Origin of the sequence: Devosia faecipullorum (assembly GCF_015158295.1) — a bacterium.
GTDB classification, from domain to species: domain Bacteria; phylum Pseudomonadota; class Alphaproteobacteria; order Rhizobiales; family Devosiaceae; genus Devosia; species Devosia faecipullorum.
Genome location: NZ_JACDXV010000004.1, coordinates 36,771 through 57,965, shown reverse-complemented (window position 1 = coordinate 57,965; position 21,195 = coordinate 36,771). Strand labels below are relative to the sequence as shown.

The 21,195-nt window shown below is 64.2% G+C and carries 22 protein-coding genes; 4 read left to right on the top strand and 18 right to left on the bottom strand.

Going from position 1 to position 21,195, the window contains the following annotated elements:
• Positions 1 to 55: 55 nt before the first annotated feature.
• The 10 genes from H0482_RS10875 to H0482_RS10830 form a co-directional block, all read right to left on the bottom strand.
• Entirely contained in the window at positions 56 to 886 is an 831-nt protein-coding gene (locus H0482_RS10875; protein ID WP_193730078.1) for an ABC transporter permease, read from the bottom strand.
• Between the two features lie 2 nt (positions 887 to 888).
• Positions 889 to 1,773: an ABC transporter permease gene (locus H0482_RS10870; protein WP_330998255.1), complete on the bottom strand. Its 885-nt coding sequence runs from the start codon at positions 1,771 to 1,773 to the stop codon at positions 889 to 891.
• On the bottom strand, positions 1,770 to 2,921 hold the full coding sequence (locus H0482_RS10865) for an extracellular solute-binding protein (protein WP_193730077.1): 1,152 nt from the start codon (positions 2,919 to 2,921) through the stop codon (positions 1,770 to 1,772). The genes H0482_RS10870 and H0482_RS10865 overlap by 4 nt, the downstream gene beginning before the upstream one ends.
• 426 nt (positions 2,922 to 3,347) lie before the next feature.
• Positions 3,348 to 4,364, bottom strand: a complete 1,017-nt coding sequence (locus H0482_RS10860) for a LacI family DNA-binding transcriptional regulator (protein WP_193730076.1) — start codon at positions 4,362 to 4,364, stop codon at positions 3,348 to 3,350.
• Between the two features lie 74 nt (positions 4,365 to 4,438).
• The gene (gene mnhG, locus H0482_RS10855) at positions 4,439 to 4,801 is read right to left on the bottom strand and encodes a monovalent cation/H(+) antiporter subunit G (RefSeq protein ID WP_193730075.1); all 363 of its coding nucleotides are present in this window, start codon (positions 4,799 to 4,801) and stop codon (positions 4,439 to 4,441) included.
• A complete protein-coding gene (locus tag H0482_RS10850; RefSeq protein ID WP_193730074.1) occupies positions 4,798 to 5,079 on the bottom strand; it encodes a K+/H+ antiporter subunit F in 282 nt (93 codons plus the stop codon). Before H0482_RS10850 ends, mnhG begins: the two co-directional genes overlap by 4 nt.
• Positions 5,076 to 5,561: a Na+/H+ antiporter subunit E gene (locus tag H0482_RS10845; RefSeq protein WP_193730073.1), complete on the bottom strand. Its 486-nt coding sequence runs from the start codon at positions 5,559 to 5,561 to the stop codon at positions 5,076 to 5,078. The genes H0482_RS10850 and H0482_RS10845 overlap by 4 nt, the downstream gene beginning before the upstream one ends.
• Positions 5,558 to 7,159, bottom strand: coding sequence for a monovalent cation/H+ antiporter subunit D (locus H0482_RS10840; protein WP_230989585.1), 1,602 nt, complete (start codon positions 7,157 to 7,159; stop codon positions 5,558 to 5,560). The genes H0482_RS10845 and H0482_RS10840 overlap by 4 nt, the downstream gene beginning before the upstream one ends.
• A 1-nt stretch (position 7,160) precedes the next feature.
• On the bottom strand, positions 7,161 to 7,496 hold the full coding sequence (locus tag H0482_RS10835; RefSeq protein ID WP_193730072.1) for a Na+/H+ antiporter subunit C: 336 nt from the start codon (positions 7,494 to 7,496) through the stop codon (positions 7,161 to 7,163).
• Positions 7,487 to 10,366: a monovalent cation/H+ antiporter subunit A gene (locus H0482_RS10830; RefSeq protein WP_193730257.1), complete on the bottom strand. Its 2,880-nt coding sequence runs from the start codon at positions 10,364 to 10,366 to the stop codon at positions 7,487 to 7,489. Before H0482_RS10830 ends, H0482_RS10835 begins: the two co-directional genes overlap by 10 nt.
• Before the next feature lie 302 nt (positions 10,367 to 10,668).
• Between H0482_RS10830 and H0482_RS10825 the strand changes: the two genes are divergently transcribed.
• Both H0482_RS10825 and H0482_RS10820 read left to right on the top strand, forming a co-directional pair.
• Complete coding sequence (locus H0482_RS10825) at positions 10,669 to 12,015, top strand: FAD/NAD(P)-binding protein (protein WP_193730071.1); 1,347 nt, start codon at positions 10,669 to 10,671, stop codon at positions 12,013 to 12,015.
• A gap of 94 nt (positions 12,016 to 12,109) precedes the next feature.
• Entirely contained in the window at positions 12,110 to 12,541 is a 432-nt protein-coding gene (locus tag H0482_RS10820; RefSeq protein WP_193730256.1) for an Rrf2 family transcriptional regulator, read from the top strand.
• A 6-nt stretch (positions 12,542 to 12,547) separates the two neighbouring features.
• Here H0482_RS10820 and H0482_RS10815 read toward each other — a convergent pair whose 3' ends face one another.
• Genes H0482_RS10815 through ubiT form a run of 4 tightly spaced genes read right to left on the bottom strand, consistent with a single transcriptional unit; the run spans position 12,548 to position 15,310 of the window.
• The gene (locus tag H0482_RS10815) at positions 12,548 to 12,931 is read right to left on the bottom strand and encodes a YbaN family protein (RefSeq protein WP_330998254.1); all 384 of its coding nucleotides are present in this window, start codon (positions 12,929 to 12,931) and stop codon (positions 12,548 to 12,550) included.
• Positions 12,928 to 13,833, bottom strand: coding sequence for a ubiquinone anaerobic biosynthesis protein UbiV (ubiV, locus tag H0482_RS10810; protein ID WP_193730070.1), 906 nt, complete (start codon positions 13,831 to 13,833; stop codon positions 12,928 to 12,930). Before ubiV ends, H0482_RS10815 begins: the two co-directional genes overlap by 4 nt.
• Positions 13,834 to 13,835: 2 nt before the next feature.
• A complete protein-coding gene (gene ubiU / locus H0482_RS10805; RefSeq protein ID WP_193730254.1) occupies positions 13,836 to 14,813 on the bottom strand; it encodes a ubiquinone anaerobic biosynthesis protein UbiU in 978 nt (325 codons plus the stop codon).
• 2 nt (positions 14,814 to 14,815) lie between these two features.
• Positions 14,816 to 15,310 carry a ubiquinone anaerobic biosynthesis accessory factor UbiT gene (gene ubiT / locus H0482_RS10800; RefSeq protein WP_193730069.1) on the bottom strand — a complete coding sequence of 165 codons (495 nt, stop codon included), beginning with the start codon at positions 15,308 to 15,310 and terminating at the stop codon, positions 14,816 to 14,818.
• 109 nt (positions 15,311 to 15,419) lie between these two features.
• On the opposite strand from ubiT, the gene H0482_RS10795 reads away from it, so the two are divergent.
• The gene (locus tag H0482_RS10795; protein ID WP_193730068.1) at positions 15,420 to 16,931 is read left to right on the top strand and encodes a UbiD family decarboxylase; all 1,512 of its coding nucleotides are present in this window, start codon (positions 15,420 to 15,422) and stop codon (positions 16,929 to 16,931) included.
• 1 nt (position 16,932) lies between these two features.
• Entirely contained in the window at positions 16,933 to 17,511 is a 579-nt protein-coding gene (locus H0482_RS10790) for a UbiX family flavin prenyltransferase (protein ID WP_193730067.1), read from the top strand.
• A gap of 99 nt (positions 17,512 to 17,610) precedes the next feature.
• Here the strand turns inward: H0482_RS10790 and H0482_RS10785 are convergent, their stop codons facing one another.
• From H0482_RS10785 to H0482_RS10770, 4 genes are read right to left on the bottom strand one after another with little or no spacing between them, the layout of a single operon-like run.
• The gene (locus H0482_RS10785; protein ID WP_193730066.1) at positions 17,611 to 18,297 is read right to left on the bottom strand and encodes an NnrU family protein; all 687 of its coding nucleotides are present in this window, start codon (positions 18,295 to 18,297) and stop codon (positions 17,611 to 17,613) included.
• Positions 18,294 to 18,752, bottom strand: coding sequence for a hemerythrin domain-containing protein (locus H0482_RS10780; RefSeq protein WP_193730065.1), 459 nt, complete (start codon positions 18,750 to 18,752; stop codon positions 18,294 to 18,296). Before H0482_RS10780 ends, H0482_RS10785 begins: the two co-directional genes overlap by 4 nt.
• Entirely contained in the window at positions 18,749 to 18,913 is a 165-nt protein-coding gene (gene ccoS, locus H0482_RS10775; protein WP_193730064.1) for a cbb3-type cytochrome oxidase assembly protein CcoS, read from the bottom strand. The genes H0482_RS10780 and ccoS overlap by 4 nt, the downstream gene beginning before the upstream one ends.
• Positions 18,910 to 21,144, bottom strand: a complete 2,235-nt coding sequence (locus tag H0482_RS10770; RefSeq protein ID WP_193730063.1) for a heavy metal translocating P-type ATPase — start codon at positions 21,142 to 21,144, stop codon at positions 18,910 to 18,912. Before H0482_RS10770 ends, ccoS begins: the two co-directional genes overlap by 4 nt.
• Between the last annotated feature and the right edge of the window lie 51 nt (positions 21,145 to 21,195).

Sequence of the window (21,195 nt, the reverse complement as noted above, 5' to 3'; positions counted from 1 at the left end):
GACCGCCCGGACAGGCCGGGCGGTGACGATGGAGAAGAAATTGTCGGATGCGCCATCATCCGCCGAAGCCCCTTGCGAAGGAGCCGCCATTGATGACGCGGCGTGCGAAGATGAGGGCGATGAAGCTGGGCACCCAGAGCAGGACGGAGAGCACCGCGCCGAACTGCACCACCATCTGATTGTTGATGAAGGAGATCATCAACACCGGCATGGTGCGGATTCCCGGCGCGCCGATGAGCCAGGCGCCTTCGGTTTCATAGAAGGTACCGACAAAGCTGAGCAGCACGGCTGCCGCGATGGTCGGCCCGGCCTGGGGCAGGGTGACGGACCAGAAGACGCGGAAGGGGCCGGCGCCCACATCGCGGGCGGCTTCCTCCATGCGCCGGTCCACCGCCTGGAAGGCGGCCACCGGAATCCAGATCATGAACATCAGCGTGCCCACGAGCTGGATGATGACCACGCCCCAGAAGGTGCCGATCAGGTTGAGCTGCAGGAAGACGGCGGCAATGGCGATCAGCAGGCCAAATTTGGGAAAGGCATGGCCGAACAGGAACGAGAAGAACAGGATGTTCCGGCCCGGAAAATTCATGCGGGCAAAGGCATAGGCGGCCGGCAGGCAGATCAGCGCCGAAAGAGCGGTGACCACGGTCGACAATTGCAGGCTGAGCGTCAGCGCCGACCACACATCGGCGCGGCCAAGGGTCTGGCCCCAGAAGCGAAGGCCGAATTGCTGCGGAATGATATTGGGATAGCGCCAGACCTCGGTAAAGGCCCAGGTCGCCACCACGAGGAGCGGGAAGATGATGGCGACGGTGAGCACGACGGCAAAGAAGATGCCGGTATAGTCGATGCGCCGGCGCGGCCGGATGGCAAGGGATTGAGCCATGGTCACTTCCCCTGATTTTTGGCGACGGAGCGCACATAGAACAGCCCGAAGGCAATGCAGAAGGCGAAGGTGATGACCGCCTGCGTGATGGCATTGAGCGGATCGTACAGGTCGCGGAACGTGCGTTGCATGAACGGTCCCATCATCTCAGGCGAGGCCGGTCCCAGCACATAGGGCAGGGTGAAGGCCGAGAAGATGCCGAGAATGGCGAAGGAGAGCGCCACCAGGATCGAATTGGAGATGCGCGGCAGGATGATGTAGTAAAAGACCTGAAGCCGGCTGGCGCCAACGTCGCGCGCGGCCTCGATGGACTGATTGGAAACGCTGCCGAGCCCGGCCAGCAGGATCAGCACGGTGAGCGGGATATTGTCCCAGACCAGGCCGATCACCGGCCCCCAGGGGGTGAGATAGGGCGTGCGGATTTTGGGCAGGCCCACCGAATTGAGCAGGATGTCCACCATGCCGTTCGGCCCCAGCACGCGAATGAACGCATAGGCCAGGATGATCGAGGGCACGAACATCGGGAAAATGGCCATGGCCTGCACATAGGCGGGCACGCGGCCCTGCGAAAAGCGCAGATAAATGGCGATGGGCAGGCAAATGAGCAGGAGGAACAGGGCGCACATGCCCGTGGTCCATAGCGTCACGCCCAGATTGTCGAGGCTGTATTTGTCCGAAAAGAAAAAGACGTAGGAGGACAGGTTGAAGCCATATTCGCCGGCCTCGTTCGGCCGCCAAACGGTTTGCGCCACGGCGCTGAAGATCGGCCAGATCATCAGCCAGATCATCAACAGGACGGGCAGGGCGACGAGCAGGAGGCCAATCGGCCTCCTGCGCGCGCCGGTTTCAAGCAGCGGCCTTGCGGCCGTTCCGGCGGTTTCGGTCACGAGTTGCGATCGACGTTCGGAGCCACGTTGCGATACCAGCCGTCATTGATTGCCGGCTCCCACGGACCATTGGGGAAGGTGGGGATGGTCTGCGGCACGATGTCGGCAAAGCGCTCGCGCAGTTCGGCAGAGACATGGTCCCAGCTGACGGCGGGAAATCCGCCCAGCTCGGTCAGGATAGCGCTCTGGATTTCTTCGGAGAGAATAAAATCGGCAAGCTTGAGCGCGGCGTCGCGATTGGCGCCGTTCTCGATGACGATGGCGCGGGTGAAGCTGCCCACCAGGGCCAGATCCTGTAGCTGGACGAGGCCGGTGGTCTCGGGCAGTACGCCCTGGTCGATGGCTTGCAGGATCTGGTCGGACCAGACCGGGACCATGGTCACCACGCCCTGGGCCAGCAACTGGATCGACTGGGTATTGCCCGAGGAATAGGCACCGCCATCATAAAGATGCGGAGCGATGTCCTTGAGGATTTCCCAGGTCTTGCCCAGCGTTTCGGCCGCATATTCCTCGGTGAAATTGTCGAGGGTGAAGGCTGAGGGGTCCAGCCCATTGGCCTGATGCAGGGCGCGGCGCACGAAATTGCCGCCCGAGCCGCCCTTGTCGGGACGGTTATAGATGAACTGGCCGGGATTGGCCTTGATCCAGGCGACGAGTTCGTCCCAGGTCTTGGGCGCATTGGCCGGATCGAGCTTGGTGGTGTCATAGGCCAGCAGCACCTGGCTGCCGCGATAGGGCAGCGAATAATCGCTGTCGATGGCCAGCGGGTTCACCTTGGAATAATTGGCGAGGCCGGCCTCTTTGATATTGGTATAGACGCCGGCTTCGATGGCGCCGGCGGGCAGGCGGGCATTGCCGGATTCGAAGAAGTCGGCCTGCGGATCGGCACCGCTCTGCTTGGCGGCGATGGCGCGCTCGCCGATGGCCTGGATGCCCGAGGCATCGCCGGCATCGACCAGATTGATCTTGATGCCCGGATGGGCCGCCTCGAAGGCGGGCTTCACATTGTTGGCCCAGAAGTCGAAAATATTGCTGTCCGAGCTGGTGTACCAGTCGATGACGCCTTCGGCGGCGAAGGACATGCGCGGCGCAATGACCATGCCGGCCATGACGCCAGCGGTCGAAATCATGAAGTCACGACGTTTCATCTCAATTCTCCCATTACGTGATCCGGAGGATCACGGCGCGTTTAACGCCGATAGCGGAGGCAGCGTTAAACGGCGAAACCGAATCGGCATCGGTTCGCCCGCCTCATGGGCCTCCTCCCTCTTGCAGCGATTTGCGGGAGGGTGGCCCAATCTGTGCTGGGCTTGTCTCACCGCGATCCATCATCGCTTCCACAAGACAACACCCTTTCCAGATTGCACACAAGTGCAATCTTGGAAAATTCGGTTTGCTTGATAGCGGCGGTGCATAACGCTTTTATGACGGCCTTTGTGATGCGCACGTGTGCAACGAGGAATTGGGCCGGGGAAGCCTATGACGCGGCGTTCATGCGGCTTTCTTCATGCCGCTTTTGCGACGTGAAGACGCCGGTTTGCAGGATTGTTGCAACCGGTCCGGCGGGGGTCTGTTCAGCGCGGGCCGGGGCGAACCGATTTGCGCCAGCGCGGGATCGGCTCGAACAGGATGCGCTCCGAGCCAGCCGATTGGGGATCGAGCAACAGGTCGAGAACCTGATCGGCCATGGCCTTGAGCGGCTGGGAAAAAGTGGTCAGCCGATAGGATTCCCAGGACGCCTGTTCGATGTCGTCGAAGCCGACGACGCAGAGATCGTCGGGGATGGACAGGCCGAATTCGTGCACGGCGGCATCCATGAAGCCCAGCGCCAGAAGGTCGGTGACGCAGAATACGCCATCGGGGCTGTTGGAGCGGCCAAAGGCGCGTCGTCCCGCCTCGAAGCCGGAGGAATAGCTGGTCGGCCCGGTCTCGAACACCGCGACCTCCATCCCATCGGCATTGGCGGCCTCGATGAAAACCCGCTCGCGCTCGACGAGACTGGCGGTGCCGGCATTGGAGGTGACGAGGCCGAGGCGGCGGCAGCCGGCGCGGCGCAGCAGAAAGAAGGCTTCGCGCCCGGCCACGGAATTGTCCACGCCCAGATTGTGGCTGCCCACCAGCTTGTCGTCGCGATTGATCAGCACCACCTGCTGGCCATTGGCAAGGCAGGTTTCGATCAGCGAGGCAGGGGGCGTGCCGGAAAGCACCACGGTGGCGTCGGCGCGATAATTGAGGGTCTGCCGCAGGGCGGTGGAAACGCTGTCGGTATCGGCCTTGGTGTTGATCACCATGGTGATCTTGCCCGAGGACTGCAATTCACGGGTGAGCACATCAACCATGCCGGCGCGGATGGGCGTGGTCATGTCGGCGACCACGAGGCAGACGATATTGCTGCGCTCACGCAGACCGCGGGCCAGGTGGTTGACGTGATAACCGAGCGCCCCGGCAGCATCGAGCACCTTGCGGCGGGTTTCCTCCGAGACGCTGGCCCCATCGGTGAAGGTGCGCGAGACGGCGGACCGCGATACACCGGCGCGTTCGGCGACGATGCGGGCGCTGACAAAGCTGCGGGTCTTGCTGTCGCTGCTCATGATAAGATCCCGGAAAATGCGGCGCCGGATGCTCGCATGTCGGCCTGGCCGGGTCCAGACGGCGCGATCAGGCTTCAGGTTTCGGGCGTCGTGCTGTTGGAGATGCGGCGCGGCACCCCGTCATTGCCCTCGACGCGGTCGCGGAACAGGCTGGCACGGGCCAGCAGCATCAGCGTCACCGGCGTGGTGATGGTCACGAAAAAGAAGATCAGCAATTCGTGCATCACCAGCCGCTCGCGGGTGACGGTGAAAAAGATGGCCGAGGCCAGAAGGATCAGCCCGCCGCCCATGCTGGTGCCCATGGTGGGCGCATGGATGCGCACGTAGAAATTTTTGAGGCGCACGAGGCCGAAACAGCCGGCCATGGTGATCAGCGCGCCGAGCACGACGCAGGCGGACACGAGGATGGAGAGCCAGAGCGGCAGATCCTGGCTCATTCGATCACCTCGCCGCGCATGAGGAATTTGGACAGCGCCACAGTGCCGACAAAGCCGAGCATGCCCATGAGCAGGGCGAGTTCGAAATAGACCTGCGAGGCGGTACGGATGCCCAGCGTCACCAGCAGCAGCAGCGCCACGACGTAAAGCGCGTCCAGCGCCAGGATGCGATCCTGCGCCCGCGGGCCGACCACCATGCGGTAGAGCGTCGCCAGCATGCCGATGCCCAGCAGCAATTGGGCGGCAAGCAGGCTCCAGTGCAGAATCTCGTCACTCATTGGAAGATCTCCAGCAACAGGGTTTCGTAGCGGTTCCTGATCGTTTCGATCCATTGTTCGGCATCGACCAGATCGAAGACGTGGATCAGCACTGTGCTGCGCTCACGGTCATATTCCAGCCAGGCGCTACCCGGCGTTGCGGTGATGATGCAGGCCAGAATGGCCAGGCCGAATGTGTGGGTGAGTTCGAGCTTCATCTCGACGAAGTCCGCGTCGGGCTCGGGACGCGGGCTGAACAGGATCAGCATGACGGCCAGATTGGAGCGAACGATGTCCGCGCCGGCCACGACGATAAATTGCAGGATCTTCAGTGGCTTCTTGAAGACCAGCGGCTCGGGAATGAGCAGATTGGTGGCCATCGAGGCGAGAATGGCGATGAACCCACCGAGCAGGATATGACCGAGGCTCGCCGATTGTTGCAGGATCAGCCAGAATATCAGCAGGAAAACGGCCAGGATGGGATGAGGGAACAAACGCCTCATGATGCGCTCCCCCCCGGCATGACCACGTCGATATAGCTGGGCGAGGAATGGATGAAAGAGGCGGTTTCGGCGAAGAATTCCATCGCCGGCCCCGCCGCCAGCGACATCAGCACACAGAGCGAGAGCAACACGACGATGGGGCCGATCTCCATCGTCCGCAATTGCAGAACGCCGTCTTCGGGCAGCGAAGTCCAGAAGATGTTGATGCCGTTACGCACCATGGAGACCAGCACGAACAGCCCCGAAATGATCAGCGCGCCGATCATCCACCATGTCGCGGCGTTGGGTGCGCCCTCGGCGGCCAGCGCCGAGGAGATCATGGCGAATTTGGCGAGGAAGCCGGAAAGCGGTGGCAGGCCGGCCATGACCAGGGCGGCGATGGCGAAGCAAAGGGTCACGATGGTCGCCGCTGCCGGAATGGTGCGGCTGACCTCCTGATCCTCATCCACCATCTCTTCCTCGTCGCCATAGAGTTCCAGCGACACGGCCAGCACCTGCGCCTCGGCGGGCAGGATCTGGTCGATGATGTCCTTGAGCAGGAACAGCGCTCCGGCGGCCAAGGTGGCCACGACGACATAGAAGAGCGCGCCGGCGGTGACGCCGGGGGAATTGTAGCCTACGGCGAGCAGCAGGGTGCCTGCGGAAACGAGGATGAGATAGCTCGCCAGCCGGTCCAGCGCCTTGCAGGACAGCGCCCCGATACTGCCATAGGACAGCGTCGCCACGCCCAGAACCAGTAGCGTTGTCTGCCCGAAGGTCCATTCGGGCCCGGCGGTCTCATTGGCGAAGACCAGCATCCACAGCCGCAGGATGGAATAAAAACCCACCTTGGTCATGACTGCGAACAGCGCCGCAACTGGCGGAGCGGCGGCGGAATAGGTGTTGGGCAGCCAGAAATGCAGCGGCCACGAGCCCGCCTTGATCAGGAAAGCGATGCCCAGAACCGCCGCGCCGACCTCGAACAGGCCGCGGTCCTCCGGCGCGATCAGCGGCACGGCGCGGGCAATATCGGCCATGTTGAGCGTACCGGTTGTGCCATAGATCAGCGCCACGCCAATGAGGAACAGGGAGGAGGCCACGAGGTTGATGACGATGTAGTGCATCGCCGCGCGCACGCGGTTGCGCCCGCCGCCGAACAGGGCCAGCCCATAGGAGGCGGCAAGGAGAAGCTCGAAGAAGACGAACAGGTTGAACAGATCGCCGGTGAGGAAGGCGCCATTGAGCCCCATGGTCAGGGCATGGAACATGGGGAAGAAATTCGGTCCCCGGCTATGCCAGCGCGCCGAGGCATAGATCAGGGCGGCAAGCGCCAGGATCGACGTGGTCAGCACCATGATCGCGGCCAGCCGGTCGGCCACCAGCACGATGCCGAACGGAACCGGCCAATCGCCCAGCGGATAGACGGCAGCGGCAGTGCCGCCGGACTGCGCCTGCACCACGAACAGCAGGATGGACACCAGCAGCAACAGCGCGCTGAAGCCGATATTGAGCCCGACCACGCGCGAATTGCTGCGCTGGTCGCTCATGATCAGATTGGCGATGATCGCCATCATCGGAATGAGGATCGGCAGGATGGCCAGATGATTCATGCCGGTCATCTCAGTTCCCCTTACCATCGACATGGTCGTTGCCGGTCAGGCCGCGAGCGACCAGCAGCACGACCAGGAACAGGGCCGTCATGGCGAAACCGATGACGATGGCGGTGAGTACCAGCGCTTGCGGCACCGGGTCGGTGTAGTCGGCGGGATCGGCGCCCGTGCCCGACAGGATCGGCGCCGCGTCCATACGCAGCCTTCCCATGGCCAGAATGAACAGATTGACTGCGTAGGACAAAAGCGACAGGCCGATAATGACCTGGAAGGTGCGCGGGCGCAGCACGAGGTAGACGCCCGAAGCGGTGAGCACGCCAATGGCGAGGGCCAGCGTCAGTTCCATTTGTCGAGCCCCTCCCGCACCTTGGGTCTGGCGGCGCCAGCCGGTTTGGGGCGGCGGATGGATTGGTGCGCCAGGGCGACCAGCATCAGGACCACCGCGCCGACGACCAGGGCGAAGACACCCAGGTCGAACAACAAAGCCGTCGCCATCGGTACCTTGCCGATAAGGGGAATGTCGGCATAGTCGAAGGCCGAGGTCAGGAAGGGCGCGCCCAGCAGCATGGCTCCCAGCCCGGTGAGCAGGGCGAACAGCAGGCCCCAGCCGATCCACAGCACGGGCAGGATGCGCAGACGTTCCTCGACCCAGCGGGTGCCTCCGGCCAGATATTGCAGGATGAAGGCCAGCGACATGATGATGCCGGCGATGAACCCGCCGCCCGGCCGGTCATGGCCGCGCAGGAACATATAGACGGCCACCACGATCACGAGGGGGAACATCCAGTTGATGATCAGCGCGGGAATACGCAGGAAATCATCGGTAACGTGCTGGCCGGCGCCGGGCGCGTAATCGTCCAGAACCCGCTGCTGCTCAGGCCGGTCGGCGCTGTCAGCGGCCGGTCGGAAACGGCGGAGCAGGCCGAAGACGGTGAGCGCCACGACGCCCAGGACGGTGATCTCGCCCATGGTGTCGAAGCCACGGAAATCCACCAGCATGACGTTGACGACATTGGTGCCGCCGCCCTCGGCATAGGCATTGGCAAGGAAGAAGCCGGAAATGCCCTCGGGCGCGCCGCGCGTCATGATGGCATAGCTGGCAATAGCCGTGCCGAGCCCGACCAGAACGGCCAACCCGATGTCGCGATAGCGGCGGAGCCAGAATTTCCAGGTGTGCTCGTCGGCAATGGGCGTCCGCTTGGGTAGCCAGCGCAGACCGAGCAGGATGAGCACGGTGGTGGCGATCTCGGCCAGAAGCTGGGTCAGCGCCAGGTCCGGTGCGGAGAACCAGGCAAAGGTGAGACAGGTCGCCAGACCTGCGCCGCCCATGAGGATGAGCGAGGCCAGGCGGTGGAACTTGGCCTGATGGGCGGCGGCAACGGCGCTGATGCCGCCGAGCAGCCAGACCAGACCAAGCACAGGGTCGAAATTGTCGGGCAGCGGCAGATTGCCCAGGCGCGCCCAGCCGGCGCCGAAGCCCGCCGCCAGAGAAATCAGGATGACGATGAAGATCTGCGGTTGCAGCCTTTGCGTGCCGAAAGCCTCTACCACGCGGCGCGCCCAGCGATTGGTGGCGGTCACCAGAATACGCTCGAAAATGCGCTGGCCGCGCAAACCGTGGGTCAGCGGCACGCCGTCAAAATTAATGAGGCGCCGATAATAGGGGACATAGATGATGGCCCCGCCCACCAGCGCGATGGCGCTCATGACCAGCGGCAGGTTGAAGCCGTGCCAGATCGAGAGGCTGTAATAGGGCGTTTCCGGCCCGAGCACGGCATGCACGGCGGCGGCCAGATAGGGGCCGACCGTGATGGCGGGAAAGATGCCGACGGCCAGGCAGACCAGAACCAGAAATTCAATGGGCCGGCGCATCAGGGCCGGAGGCTCGTGCGGCACCTTTTCAAGCTCGGTGGGCGGCGGACCGAAGAACACGCCATGCACGAACTTGATCGAATAGGCCACGCTCAACATGCCTGCCACTGTCGCGCCGATGGGCAGCGAGAGATTGATGAAGACGTTGGCGTTGAATTCGGCCGTCTCGGTGAAGAACATTTCCTTGGAGAGGAAGCCGTTCAACAAGGGCACGCCGGCCATCGCAGCGCTGGCGATGATGGCAAGGGCCCCGGTAAAGGGCATGAATTTGATGAGGCCGCTGAGCTTGCGCACGTCGCGCGTGCCGGCCTCATGGTCAATGATGCCCACCGCCATGAACAGCGACGCCTTGAAGGTGGCGTGATTGGCGATGTGGAAGATGGCTGCGACGGCGGCGAGCGGGGTGCCCATGCCCAGCAGCGTGGTGATGAGCCCCAGATGGGAAATGGTCGAATAGGCCAAAAGGCCCTTGAGGTCGCGCTGGAACAGCGCGGCATAGGCCCCGAAGATGAGCGTCGCCAGCCCGGTATAGGTGACGAGCCAGAACCAGAGCTGGCTGTCGGACATGACCGGCCAGAACCGCGCCAGCAGGAAGACGCCGGCCTTCACCATGGTTGCCGAATGCAGATAGGCCGAAACCGGGGTCGGCGCGGTCATGGCATTGGGCAGCCAGAACTGGAAGGGGAATTGCGCGCTCTTGGTGAAGGCGGCCAAAAGGAAGAGGATCAGCGTGACCGGATAAAGCGGGCTGTCCACCAGCATGGAGCCTGAGGCCAGCACCACGTCAAGCTCGTAACTGCCCACGATATGGCCCACCAGCATCATGGCGACGAACAGTGCCAGACCGCCGGTGCCGGTGATGATCAGGGCCATGCGCGCGCCGTCGCGCGCGTCGCCGCGGTGATACCAATAGCCGATGAGCAGGAATGAAACGAGGCTGGTCAACTCCCAATAGATGGCCAGCTGAATGATGTTGCCGGAAATGACCAGACCGAGCATGGCGCCCATGAAGGCGAGCAGCAGCGAGTAGAAGCGCGCGATCGGGTCTTTGGGCGACATGTAATAGCGCGCATACAACACGACCAGAAAGCCGATGACGGTGACCAGAACCGAGAACAGCCAGGCAAAGCCGTCCATGCGCAGGACCAGATCGAGGCCGAGCACGGGAATCCATTCGATGCGGGTGGTGATAACGCCACCATCGGCAACCAGCGGAAATAAACCGATGGACAACAGACCGAGTGTGCCAGAGACGATTGCCGCTATCCAGACCGCCCCCCTGTTCCCCCTGCCCGGTAGGGCAAGAACCAGCGCGCAGGCCACAAAGGGCAGTGCGGCAAGCATCGTCAGGGCAAGGTCGGTCGATATCTGGGGCAGGGGCCAGTCCTCGGTCAAGAATCTCCTCTAAACCTATAGGGTTAGAGAAACATCTTGAGAAGGCCGGTTTTTTCGCTCGCCGTGATTTTCGGCGCGGTTTTTGTCGCAGGGACAATCGGGACGCTGCTGTACGGTCCGTGATTTGGCGTGACCGGCAATTGGTCGTATAGAGCCGCGTGTCGCGCATGGGCAGCGGCCTGCGCCGGACCACATGCGCTCTTCCCTGCCTGAAGCCGGCTCGATGCGAATGACAAAGCCAGGAGAGCAGAATGATATCCAGCGGACCCAGATCCGTCGCGATCATCGGCGGTGGCGCCAGTGGCGTTCTGCTGGCCGCTCACCTGCTGCGCAGTTCCGATCCCGGCCTGCGGGTCACCTTGATCGAGCGCGATGGCCGGTTCGGCCAGGGCGTCGCCTATTCGGCCCGCCACCGCGAGCACCGGGTCAATGTGCCCGCTCATGGCATGAGCGCCTTCGCCGACGATCCCGACCATTTCTGGCGCTGGCTGCAAGGCCGGGAGCCGGGCAGGCATGCCTCGTCCTGGACCTTCGTGCCGCGCCGGCTCTATGGCGCCTATCTGGAAGACGTCTTGCGCGAGGCGGGCGAGCGCATGCCCGGCCGGCTGCTGGTGCTGTCCGAAGAAGTCGAAACCCTTGAACAGACGGCGCAAGGCGTCAGTGTGGCGCTGGCCAATGGCACCAGGGTCGAGGCCGGTCACGCTGTGCTGGCCGTGGGCCACGAGACGCAGCCGGCGCGGGGCCGGGGTATTGCCGTGACCGCCGGTTCCGAGCGCGACACGCCGCTCGACCCCGATGCGCCGGTGATGATCCTCGGCTCCGGCCTCAGCATGGTGGATGCCTGGGTGTCGCTGTCGAGCGCCAGCCATGCCGGGCCCATAATCGTGGTGTCGCGCAATGGTCTCGTGCCGCGCGGGCACAAGGACGTCGCCCCGCTGACCATAGACGAAGCCGATGTGCCCTTCGGCGCCAGCCTGACCACGCTTGTGCGCTGGTTTCGCGGCAAAGTCGCCAGAGCCGAAGCGGGCGGGGGCGACTGGCGCAGCGTGGTGGACGGGCTGCGTCCCTATAACCAGCGCCTCTGGCAAAGCTGGCCGGAGCGGCAGAAGCGCCAATTCCTCCGGCATGTGCGGCCCTGGTGGAATATCCATCGCCACCGCCTGCCGCCCGACCTGCACGCGCTGCTGCTCGGGGCTATCGAGGCGGGGCAGGTCTCGCTCGTTGCCGCCGAATTCGTCGCCATCGAGCGGGCCGGCGAGGCCGTGCGCGCGACGATCCGCCCACGCGGCACCAGCCAGCGCAAGCATGTCGATGTGGCGCGGGTCTATGATTGCGGCGGCGTAACGGTGGACGTGCGCGCCAGCACCAATCCGGTGATCCGCCACCTCATCCAATCCGGTGCGGCGCGACCCGACATCATGCATATCGGTATCGACGTGGACGATGCCTGCGCGCTGATCGCCGCCGATGGGGCCATTTCGGAGCGGGTCCGCGTCGTCGGACCGCTGACGCGCGGGCGCTATTTCGAGATCGAAGCCATTCCCGATATCCGCGTGCAATGCGCGAACGTGGCGGAAGACATTCTCAACCGGGGATGAGGGCTTCGGCCTGCGACAATTTAGGTATTGAGGACAGGTTGTGCTCATGCCTCCCGCGCCCGATCTTATCCAGATCGCCCAATGCAGGTCAGAGATGCGCCTCACCCAATTCACCGATTATGCTTTGCGACTACTGATCTATGTGGCCACCCACGACAAACGCCTCGTCACCATTGAGGAGACGGCATCGGCCTATGGCATTTCGCGCAATCATCTGATGAAGGTCGCGAACCACCTGACGCGGGAAGGCTATCTCAAATCCGTGCGCGGCCGGTCCGGCGGGCTGGCGCTAGGCCGCCCCGCCGCCGAAATCGGGCTGGGCGCAGTGGTGCGCGGCACCGAGCCCGACTTCGCCGTGGTCGAGTGTTTTTCCGAGGACGGTCGCTGCCGCATCACCCCCTCCTGCCGGTTGAAAGGCGTCCTGAATGGGGCGCTCAATGCCTTCATGGCGGAGATGGATCGGCACAGCCTGGCGGATCTGGTGGTCGATCCCGCCGCCTTCGGCGTGGAGAAACGTCACGCCTGAGCGCGGTCAGCCTTGCCGCTCCCGAGGCGTGGGCCGGCTCAGGATGAAGGCGGAGCAGCAGCTCAGCAGCAGCGCGACGAGGATTTGCGGTGCTGCGCCGGTCTCGGTTGTCAAAAGGAACATGGCATAGCTGGCCAACATGGCCGAGACGGCCAGCACCTTGATGCGCGCGGTAATGGCGCCGCTGCGCTTCCAGTCGCGCAGGGGCGCGCCGAAACGTGGATGCGCGAGCAGCCAGGCTTCGAGCCGGGGAAACGAGCGGGAAAAACAGGCCGCGGCGGCGAGCAGGAACGGCGTCGTCGGCAGGAGCGGCAGCACGGCCCCCAGCGCGCCCAGCCCCAGCATGATGCAACCCAGGGCGGTCAGCATATACCGGATGGCGCGGCTCACGCCGCGACCCAGTTCATGCCGGGCTGGCCATGGATGAAGCCATTGGAGAACGGCGCGCCGGCATAGACCTGTTTCAGCTTTGCCAATCCTTCATCGGGGCTCACCAAGCCATCGCGCACCGACGCATAGATGGCGGCGACCTCGGCCATGTCGCAATCCTGCGGCGACAGGCGCAGATGGGTGATGCCCATAGCGGCGAGGGCGGGCAGGTCGCCCAGCAGAACCTGGCAATGGCGCGACATGGTCTGGACGCCATTGATGGTGAGGAAGGGCTGGCCGTCGAGCGTATCCACATCCAGCCCGTCCGGCTCGTCGCCGCAGACGAATTGGCAATTATCCTTGCTGTGCCCCTTGGCGCGCGCATGGGCGCAGCGCGCCGAAATGGCGAGGGGCAGGCGGCCGAAGGCGATGATTTCATAGTCCAGCTCTGGCGCGCCCGCGATGATCGAGGCCAGTGAGGCGGCGGGCAATTCCGGCCCGAGACAGATGCGCGTCGCGCCCTTTTTCGCCAGCAGCCGTGCGGTCGCGCCGTTATAGACATTGACGAAGGGGCCGACGAGATGCGGGCGTCCGGCCAACAGGCGCAGCGCCGAGAGGTCATTGGCCTCCACCAGCGCCGGACCGGAGGCCAAGCGGCGGGTGGCGCCGAGTTCGCGCTCCATGGTCACCAGCGCCAGCGAGGCCAGGGCCACGCTCTTGCCGCTCTGTTGCAGCCGCTCCACCACGTCGGGAATAAAGGGCCGGGTGAAGTGATCCCGCTTGGAACAGACCACTTCACCCAGCGTTACCGCATCGACATGCCCCGACTCAGCGACGCGGTAATAGAAATCTCGCCATTTTTCGCCGGACCACAGATATGGAACCGGCCCCATGGTGAGCTTGAGTGTCTTTGTATCGGCCATCGTCAGCGCCACTTCTTCTCATAGGCGCCCGAAGTGGTGCGCTGGCCTTCGCTGAGGCGCCGCAATTGCGCCAGATGGGCGCTGCGTTGGGCTGCGGGAGCGGACAGGGCTCTGCGCAGGCTGGACACGACCTCCGCCACATAGGCCTTGCCGCGCTGGCGGCCTTCGATCTTCAGCGCGATGACGCCGGCATCGCGCAGGGCGTCGAGATGATCCATGACATCCAGGCTCACCGGATCCTCGAAGGCATAGCCTTCGGCGTCGGCAATGTGGAAGCGCCCCTTGCACAGGGTTGGATAGCCGGCGGGCTCATCGGCGCCGAAGCGATTGATGGTGAAGCCGCCCAGTTCCGAGACCATTTCAGTGCCGTCCTCGCGATAGCGGACATGGCTGGCGGGCGAGCACACGCCCTGCATATTGGGGGATTGGCCGGTAATATAGGACGAGAGCGAGCACCGGCCCTCGGCCATGACGCAGAGCCCGCCAAAAGCGAAGACTTCCAGCTCGCAATCGACATTCTTGGCGATGGCGGCGATTTCCGCGACGGTGAGGACGCGCGGCAGGACCAGCCGTTTCGCGCCGAAACTCTCGACCAGAAAATTGATCGCCTCGACATTGGCCGCTGAGGCCTGCACCGACACATGCAGGCGCTGTTCGGGATAGTTGGTGGCGACATAATCCATCAGGGCCATGTCGGCGAGGATTAGCGCATGCGCCCCGGCTGCGACCGCATCGTCGGCGGCGCGATACCAGGTATCTTCCGAACCGGCGCGCATGAAGGTGTTGAGCGCCACATAGGTGTGCACGCCACGCTTCTTGCCCAGCGCGACCGCTTCCACCATTTCGGCCCGCGAGAAATTGAGGCCGGGGAAATTGCGCGCATTGGTTTCATCGCGGAAGCCGCAATAGATGGCGTCGGCACCCGCTTCGAGAGCTTCGCGGTAGGCGGCGGGAGTTCCGGCGGGGCAGATGAGTTCCATGTTCATGCCAATCCGGCGAGGGCGCGGGCGCGCACTTTTTCAGCGATAAGGCGGAAGGGCAGGGCCAGCGGCCCGGCGAGGCCCGACAAATCCCTTGGCAAGTCGAAGCCGCAATCGTCGAGACCGTTGCGCAGGGCCAGAATGGCTTCCATGTCGCCGGTCACCGTGACGCTGCGCGAGAAGAACAAAGCATCGCCGTCGATCTGGCCTTCGAGCAATGCCAATAGGGTGACGAGGGGACCGGAAATGGAAGCGGCCACAGGCGGGGCCTGGCGCGGACGATAGAGCCGGATCATCGCGGCAGAGGGATGGACGACGAAATAGAGGTCGAGATCGGTCGGTCGGAAGCCGAAGGCCTTGCCGGCATGCTCGCCCAGCCGGTCGAACAGGCCCGGATGTTGCTGCAGGGCCCTCGCAAAGATCAAATCCGTTGCCTTCTGCGCCACCGGCAAGGGTGTGCGGTCGATGAGAGCGGCGAGGGCGCGAGGCAAGGGCATTGGACGCTTCCCGGTGGTCAATTCCTGGCCGAATGTAGGGTGGGCGACCCATCGCTGCTTTGATGCAGCGCAAGGAAGCAATGAATTCGCCTCGGCTAGAAATGAGGCCATGCCCCAGCCTCTTCTTCCCCCGCTCCGCCATCCCGTCGCCGGAAATCTCCGCGAGTTCATCCATTTGCTGGAGGCGCGCGGCGAGCTGAAGCGGCTGTCGGAGCCGATCTCCATCCGGCACGAATTGACCGAAATTCACCGGCGCACCCTAGAGGCCGAGGGACCGGCGCTGCTGATCGAGAGTCCGCTTATGGCGGACGGTGCAGCAGCCGCGATGCCGGTTCTGGTCAATCTGTTCGGCACGCAGAGCCGTATCGCCCTGGCAATGGGACTCGAACAGGGCGACCTGCCGCAATTGGGCGAGGCCATGGCCGATATGCGCTCGCCCCGTCCGCCGCGCAATCTCGCTGCAGCCTGGGCGCAGCGCGACCTGCTCAAGGCGGCCCTGACCATGCGCATGAAAAGCGTGGCGCGCCCCGCCTGCCAGCAGGTCATGCGCCAGAAGGGGGAAATCGACCTCACCGCCATGCCCATTCAATGGTGCTGGCCCGGCGAACCCGCCCCGCTCATCACCTGGCCGCTGGTGATCACGCGCTCGCCGCATGATCCCGCCGATATCAATGTCGGCATCTACCGCATGCAGGTTCTGGGGCCGGATCGCGCCATCATCCGCTGGCTGCCCAGCCGTGGCGGCGCGCGGCACCATCGTCAATGGCAGCAATTGGGCCAGGACATGCCGGTCGCCGTCGCCATCGGGGCCGATCCCGCAACCATCCTCGCCGCCGTCATGCCGCTGCCCGAGGGCATGAACGAGCTTGCTTTCGCCGGCGTGTTGCGGCGCAAGGCGGGCACAATCGGGCGGGCGGTGACGGTGGACCTGCCGGTGCCTGCCGAGGCGGAAATGGTGCTGGAAGGTCATGTCTCCGTGTCCGAGACCGCGCCCGAAGGCCCTTATGGCGACCATACCGGCTATTATAACGGGGTGGAGCCGTTTCCGGTGATGACGCTGTCGGCCATCACCTCGCGGCGCGATCCGATCTATCTCTCCACCTATACGGGCCGCCCGCCCGATGAGCCGTCCCGGCTCGGCGAGGCGATGACGCCGCTTTTCGCGCCGCTTGCCAAAAGACAGTTTCCCGAAATCGCCGATCTGTGGCTGCCGCCGGAAGCCTGCTCCTATCGGGCCATGGTGGTGGCCATCGACAAACGCTATCCCGGTCAGGCGCGGCGCGTGATGATGGGGCTCTGGTCGATGCTGCCGCAATTCAGCATGACCAAGCTTATCATCGCCGTCGATCCAGACATCGATGTGCGCAATTGGCAGGACGTTATGTGGGCCATTTCCACCCGTTTCGATGCCCCGCGCGATCTGGTGATCATCCCCGATACGCCCATCGACTATCTCGATTTCGCCTCGGCCCTGCCGGGTCTGGGCGGCAAGATGGGCATCGACGCCACCAACAAGATCGGCCCGGAAACGGCGCGCGAATGGGGCCGTCCGCTGGCCATGGATGAAGAAACCATGGCGCGGGTCGATGCCATGTGGTCACGATTGGGACTGGAGAACTGACATGGATCATCGCGTCGTCGTCGCCTTTACTGGCGCCTCGGGGGCGGCGTTGGGCCTCGCCATTCTCCAGCGGCTCGCCACCCGTCCGGAGGTAGAAACTCATGTGGTGATTTCGCCCTCGGCGGAGCGGACGCTGCGCCACGAAGTGGGCGAGAATGGCGTGGAATGGGCGCGAAGCCTCGCCTCCTGCCTGCATGAAGCGGACAATATCGGGGCCAGCATCGCCAGCGGCTCGTTCCGCACGGCCGGCATGATCGTCGCGCCCTGCTCGATGCACAGCCTCGCCGCCATTGCTACAGGTCTTGCCGATAATCTGGTGACGCGCGCCGCCGATGTGCATCTCAAGGAGCGCCGGAAATTGATCCTGCTGGCCCGTGAAACGCCGCTGCATCTGGGGCATTTGCGCAATATGGTGGCGGTCACCGAGATGGGGGCGATGGTGATGCCGCCGGTGCCCGCCTTCTACCAGCGCCCGGAAACGGTGGCGGACATTGTCGATCATCTCGCGGCGCGGGCCATCGACCTGCTTGGCCTGCCAGGCGTGACTGAGACCAAAGCCTGGGCCGGGCTGGACGTCTAAAGCGCGCCGCGATCTTTCAGATTCGCCCCCTGCGCTTTAGCCCCTTGTTTTGCCGCATGTCTTTATCCCGAAACCGGAGCCACTTTCGGGAGACATGCGCTAGATCGTCGTCATGGCCAGCGGGTCGGCGCCGAACAGGGCCGCGTGGCCGCCCAGCAGCATCCATGCGGTGAGCAATGCCGACAAAATCAGTGCGACGAGCATCGGCATGTCCAGGGTGAAACGGGCGCGGCGCTGGGCGATGGCGACGAAGGGTAGGATCGAGGTATTTTCCCGCGCCCTGTCAAGGTCAGTATCGGCATTCCGGCGCGCACGCCTTTCCGCCATCACCATACCGAAAATGGAGAAAAGCGTCAGGATGCCGAACAGCATGACGCTGCGCAGATCGCCATTGGCGACCACATGGCCGATGGCCCAGAGCAGGAAGCCCCACAAGGCCGGATGCCGGGTGATGGCGCTGATGGCGCCGGACTTTGCCCCATTGCGTCGCGCGGTGATGGAGAGCGGATTGGGGCTCATCAGGCCGGCCAGCAGCAGGAAGAACGCGACCGGCGTCAGGATGATAGGGAAATAGGCCTGCCAGGCTTCCTGCGGCCAGAGTTCAAAATAATCGAGCCGAAACGCGGCGTGGAACACCCAGATCAGCGACAGCAGCGAGGCCAGCGAATAAAGACCGAGATAGGTGCGCCGGCCCAAAAACTCGATCAGGCGCTGCCTGATGCCGGGAATGGCCGGCACGGAATGCAGGGCGATGAAAACCGCGATGGCGAGCAGGAACAGGATCACGTCTTGGCCTTGGCATCGATGGTGAAATTGTCCAGCAGGAACAGCATATCCTGTTCCGCCTGCACATGGCGCCGGACACTCTCGAAGAATGAGCGCAGTTGATAGCCCGTCGCTTCGGGCGGGAGCAGAGGACGCCCGGCGCCGAGCGCCAGCAGCGTCTCCGTGATGTCCAGCGCGGCGGCTTCGTCCACTTGATGCTCGTGGCGCAGCCTGTTGACGAGATTGCGCACCTGCGGATGGCCCGAAAGCCCGATCAGCGGCAGCAAGACCCGTTCTTCCTCCTCATGGGCCCGCGCCAGCAGCGGCAATAGCTGGTCGGCTACCCAAGTGCTGCGCTCGATGCCGAAGCTATCGGGAAGGCCATCGGCAATGGCCTCGAGCTGGTCGCAGACATGCAGCAGGCCGCTATAGCACTCAAGCAGCGCCTGCATGCCCTCGGGTTGTTCCGTGATCATGGCCTGGGGTCGGGGCGCGGACGGTCTTCGTCATAAAGGATGCGCTCGGACGCGCCGTCGAGATCGTCATACTGGCTGTCGCGCAGGGTCCAGAGGAAGACCAGAAGACCGATCAGGCCCAGAACGATCGAGATCGGAATGAGATAGAAGAAATCGCTCATGCAATGATCTCCTGTTGGGAGCGGGGCCTGCCCTCGCCGAATGGCCGCCAGCCGAGCCGCAGCGCATTGAGCACCACCACGACCGACGAGGCCGACATGGCAATGGCCGCGAGGAACGGATTGACCAGGCCGGCAACGGCGATGGGCAGGGCGATGGCATTGTAGAGCAGGGCCAGGAACAGGTTTTGCCGCACCAGCACCCGCGCCTCGCGCGCCACCGACAGTGCCTGGGGAACGGCCAGCAGGTCATTGCGCAGGAAGACGAAATCGGCGGCGTTGCGGCCAATATCGACCGCGCTTGCCGGAGCCATGGAGACATGGGCGCGGGCCATGGCGGGGGTATCGTTGAGGCCGTCGCCAACCATGAGGACGCGATGGCCCGCCGATTCCAGCGCCTCGACGCGGGCCAGCTTCTCGTCGGGCATCAGCCCGCCCATGCCGGATATACCGAGGCGGTCGGCAAGCGTATTGACGAGGGCCGGGCGGTCGCCGGAGAGAACCTGCACCTGAAGCGACGCCGCCAGCAGGTCCGCCGTGCTGCGCACCGCATTAGGACGAAGGTCATCCTCAAAGGCGAAAGCGGCGAGAATGGCGCCGTCACGCGAGAGGATCGAGCCGGATTCTGCGTCTTCGGCCGGTCCCGACCAGCCGGGGCGTCCGAGACGATAGACCTGCTTGCCCAGCCTTGCCTCGATGCCCAGGCCGGGATGTTCGGCGACATCGTGCCAGTCGAGGCCAGTGGCCGGAAAGGCGCGGGCAATGGCCATGGAATAGGGATGGCGCGACAGGCCGGCAAGGCTGGCGGCAATGCCGAGCGCCTGCGGGTCACCATGGCTGGCGACCGGCGTGGCGAGGCCGGTGGTCAACGTACCGGTCTTGTCAAAGACCACATTGTCGACTTCCGCCAGCCTCTCCAGAGCGGACCCATCCTTGACCATGATCCCAGCCTCGAACAGGCGGCGGGCAGCCATGACCTGAACCATGGGAACTGCCAGCCCGAGGGCGCAGGGGCAGGTGATGATGAGCACGGCGATGGCGATGGTCGTGGCATTGTGCAGATCGCCATCGAGCAACATCCAGCCGATAAAGGCGAGGGCGGCGGCGAGGTGGACCACGGGCGAATAATAGGTGGCGGCGCGGTCGGCAATGCGGCGATAGCGATTGCGCGAGGCCTCGGCGCCGTCAAGCAGATGCACGAGCCGGCTGAGGGTCGAATTCTGCTCGTCGGCGGTGACGCGCATGGTGAGCGCACCCGACAGGTTGAGCGCACCGGCTGGCACGCTCTGGCCGGGACCGATGGCTTCGGCCAGGCTCTCGCCGGTGAGCAGGCTTCGGTCGAGGGCGCTGGTGCCGGTCAGCACGTCGCCATCGAGCGGAATGCGCTCGCCCTGGGCGACAGAGATGGTGGCGCCGGGGCGGATTTCGGCCAGCGGCAGGAAGGCTGGACCGTTCTCGCCATCCAGCACCAGCGCGCCGGCGGGCGATAGCCGCGCCAGACCCTTGACGGCGGTGCGGGCGCGCTCGCGCATGGCATGATCGAGCGTGCGGCCGATGAGCAGGAAGAAGATCAGCGAGGCCACAGCGTCGTAATAGACCTGCTCGCCGGAAAAGATGGTGTCGTAAAGGCTGAGTGCGAAGGCCAGCGCAATACCGATGGTGATCGGTACGTCCATATTGGTGCGGCCCGATCGCAGGGCGGCCCAGGCGGACTGGTAGAAGACCCGGCCGGAATAAAGCAGCGCGGGCAGCGTCAGCAGGGCGCAGATCCAATGCAGGATGTCGCGCGTCGGTCCATCGGCCCCGGCCCAGACCGAGCCGGAAAACATCATGATGTTCATCGAGCAGAAGGCGGCGACGGCCAGCGCGCGGACCAGCGCGGCAAAACCGGTATCCTTGGCGGCTTCCTCGAGCGAGAACAGATTGGGCTCGTACCCCAATTCGACCATGCGGTGCACCATGGGCGGGGCAACGCCTTCGTCGCGCCAGCGCACGCTGACCCGCTTGCTGGACAGGTTGACGCGCGAGGAGACGACGCCGGGCAGGGCGTCGAGCGCGCCCTCGATAGTGCGGATACAGCCGCCACAATGGATGGACGGCACGGAAAATTCCGATTGCCGCAAGCCATCGCCCAATTCGCGGCTGGCGAGGCGAACCTCATTGGCCGAAGGACCACGATCGGGGCCGCCGGCAAGGCTTTCGACAAAGGCGGGAGGGGGCGCGCAGCAACTCATTCCTTGACCTCTACATCCACAATGCTGCCCTTGGGTTTGACCCGAGGGCCA

Bases quoted from the DNA above. Each gene is read 5' to 3' on its own strand.
- H0482_RS10835 (WP_193730072.1), bottom strand. From the start codon at position 7,496: ATGGAACTGACGCTGGCCCTCGCCATTGGCGTGCTCACCGCTTCGGGC.
- H0482_RS10820 (WP_193730256.1), top strand. From the start codon at position 12,110: ATGCGCCTCACCCAATTCACCGATTATGCTTTGCGACTACTGATCTAT.
- ubiT (WP_193730069.1), bottom strand. From the start codon at position 15,310: ATGCCCTTGCCTCGCGCCCTCGCCGCTCTCATCGACCGCACACCCTTG.
- H0482_RS10825 (WP_193730071.1), top strand. From the start codon at position 10,669: ATGATATCCAGCGGACCCAGATCCGTCGCGATCATCGGCGGTGGCGCC.
- H0482_RS10860 (WP_193730076.1), bottom strand. From the start codon at position 4,364: ATGAGCAGCGACAGCAAGACCCGCAGCTTTGTCAGCGCCCGCATCGTC.
- H0482_RS10840 (WP_230989585.1), bottom strand. From the start codon at position 7,159: ATGACCGGCATGAATCATCTGGCCATCCTGCCGATCCTCATTCCGATG.
- ubiV (WP_193730070.1), bottom strand. From the start codon at position 13,833: ATGGCCGATACAAAGACACTCAAGCTCACCATGGGGCCGGTTCCATAT.
- H0482_RS10865 (WP_193730077.1), bottom strand. From the start codon at position 2,921: ATGAAACGTCGTGACTTCATGATTTCGACCGCTGGCGTCATGGCCGGC.
- ubiU (WP_193730254.1), bottom strand. From the start codon at position 14,813: ATGGAACTCATCTGCCCCGCCGGAACTCCCGCCGCCTACCGCGAAGCT.
- ccoS (WP_193730064.1), bottom strand. From the start codon at position 18,913: ATGAGCGATTTCTTCTATCTCATTCCGATCTCGATCGTTCTGGGCCTG.
- H0482_RS10780 (WP_193730065.1), bottom strand. From the start codon at position 18,752: ATGATCACGGAACAACCCGAGGGCATGCAGGCGCTGCTTGAGTGCTAT.
- H0482_RS10770 (WP_193730063.1), bottom strand. From the start codon at position 21,144: ATGAGTTGCTGCGCGCCCCCTCCCGCCTTTGTCGAAAGCCTTGCCGGC.
- H0482_RS10875 (WP_193730078.1), bottom strand. From the start codon at position 886: ATGGCTCAATCCCTTGCCATCCGGCCGCGCCGGCGCATCGACTATACC.
- H0482_RS10795 (WP_193730068.1), top strand. From the start codon at position 15,420: ATGCCCCAGCCTCTTCTTCCCCCGCTCCGCCATCCCGTCGCCGGAAAT.
- H0482_RS10845 (WP_193730073.1), bottom strand. From the start codon at position 5,561: ATGAGGCGTTTGTTCCCTCATCCCATCCTGGCCGTTTTCCTGCTGATA.
- H0482_RS10830 (WP_193730257.1), bottom strand. From the start codon at position 10,366: ATGCTTGCCGCACTGCCCTTTGTGGCCTGCGCGCTGGTTCTTGCCCTA.
- mnhG (WP_193730075.1), bottom strand. From the start codon at position 4,801: ATGAGCCAGGATCTGCCGCTCTGGCTCTCCATCCTCGTGTCCGCCTGC.
- H0482_RS10790 (WP_193730067.1), top strand. From the start codon at position 16,933: ATGGATCATCGCGTCGTCGTCGCCTTTACTGGCGCCTCGGGGGCGGCG.
- H0482_RS10850 (WP_193730074.1), bottom strand. From the start codon at position 5,079: ATGAGTGACGAGATTCTGCACTGGAGCCTGCTTGCCGCCCAATTGCTG.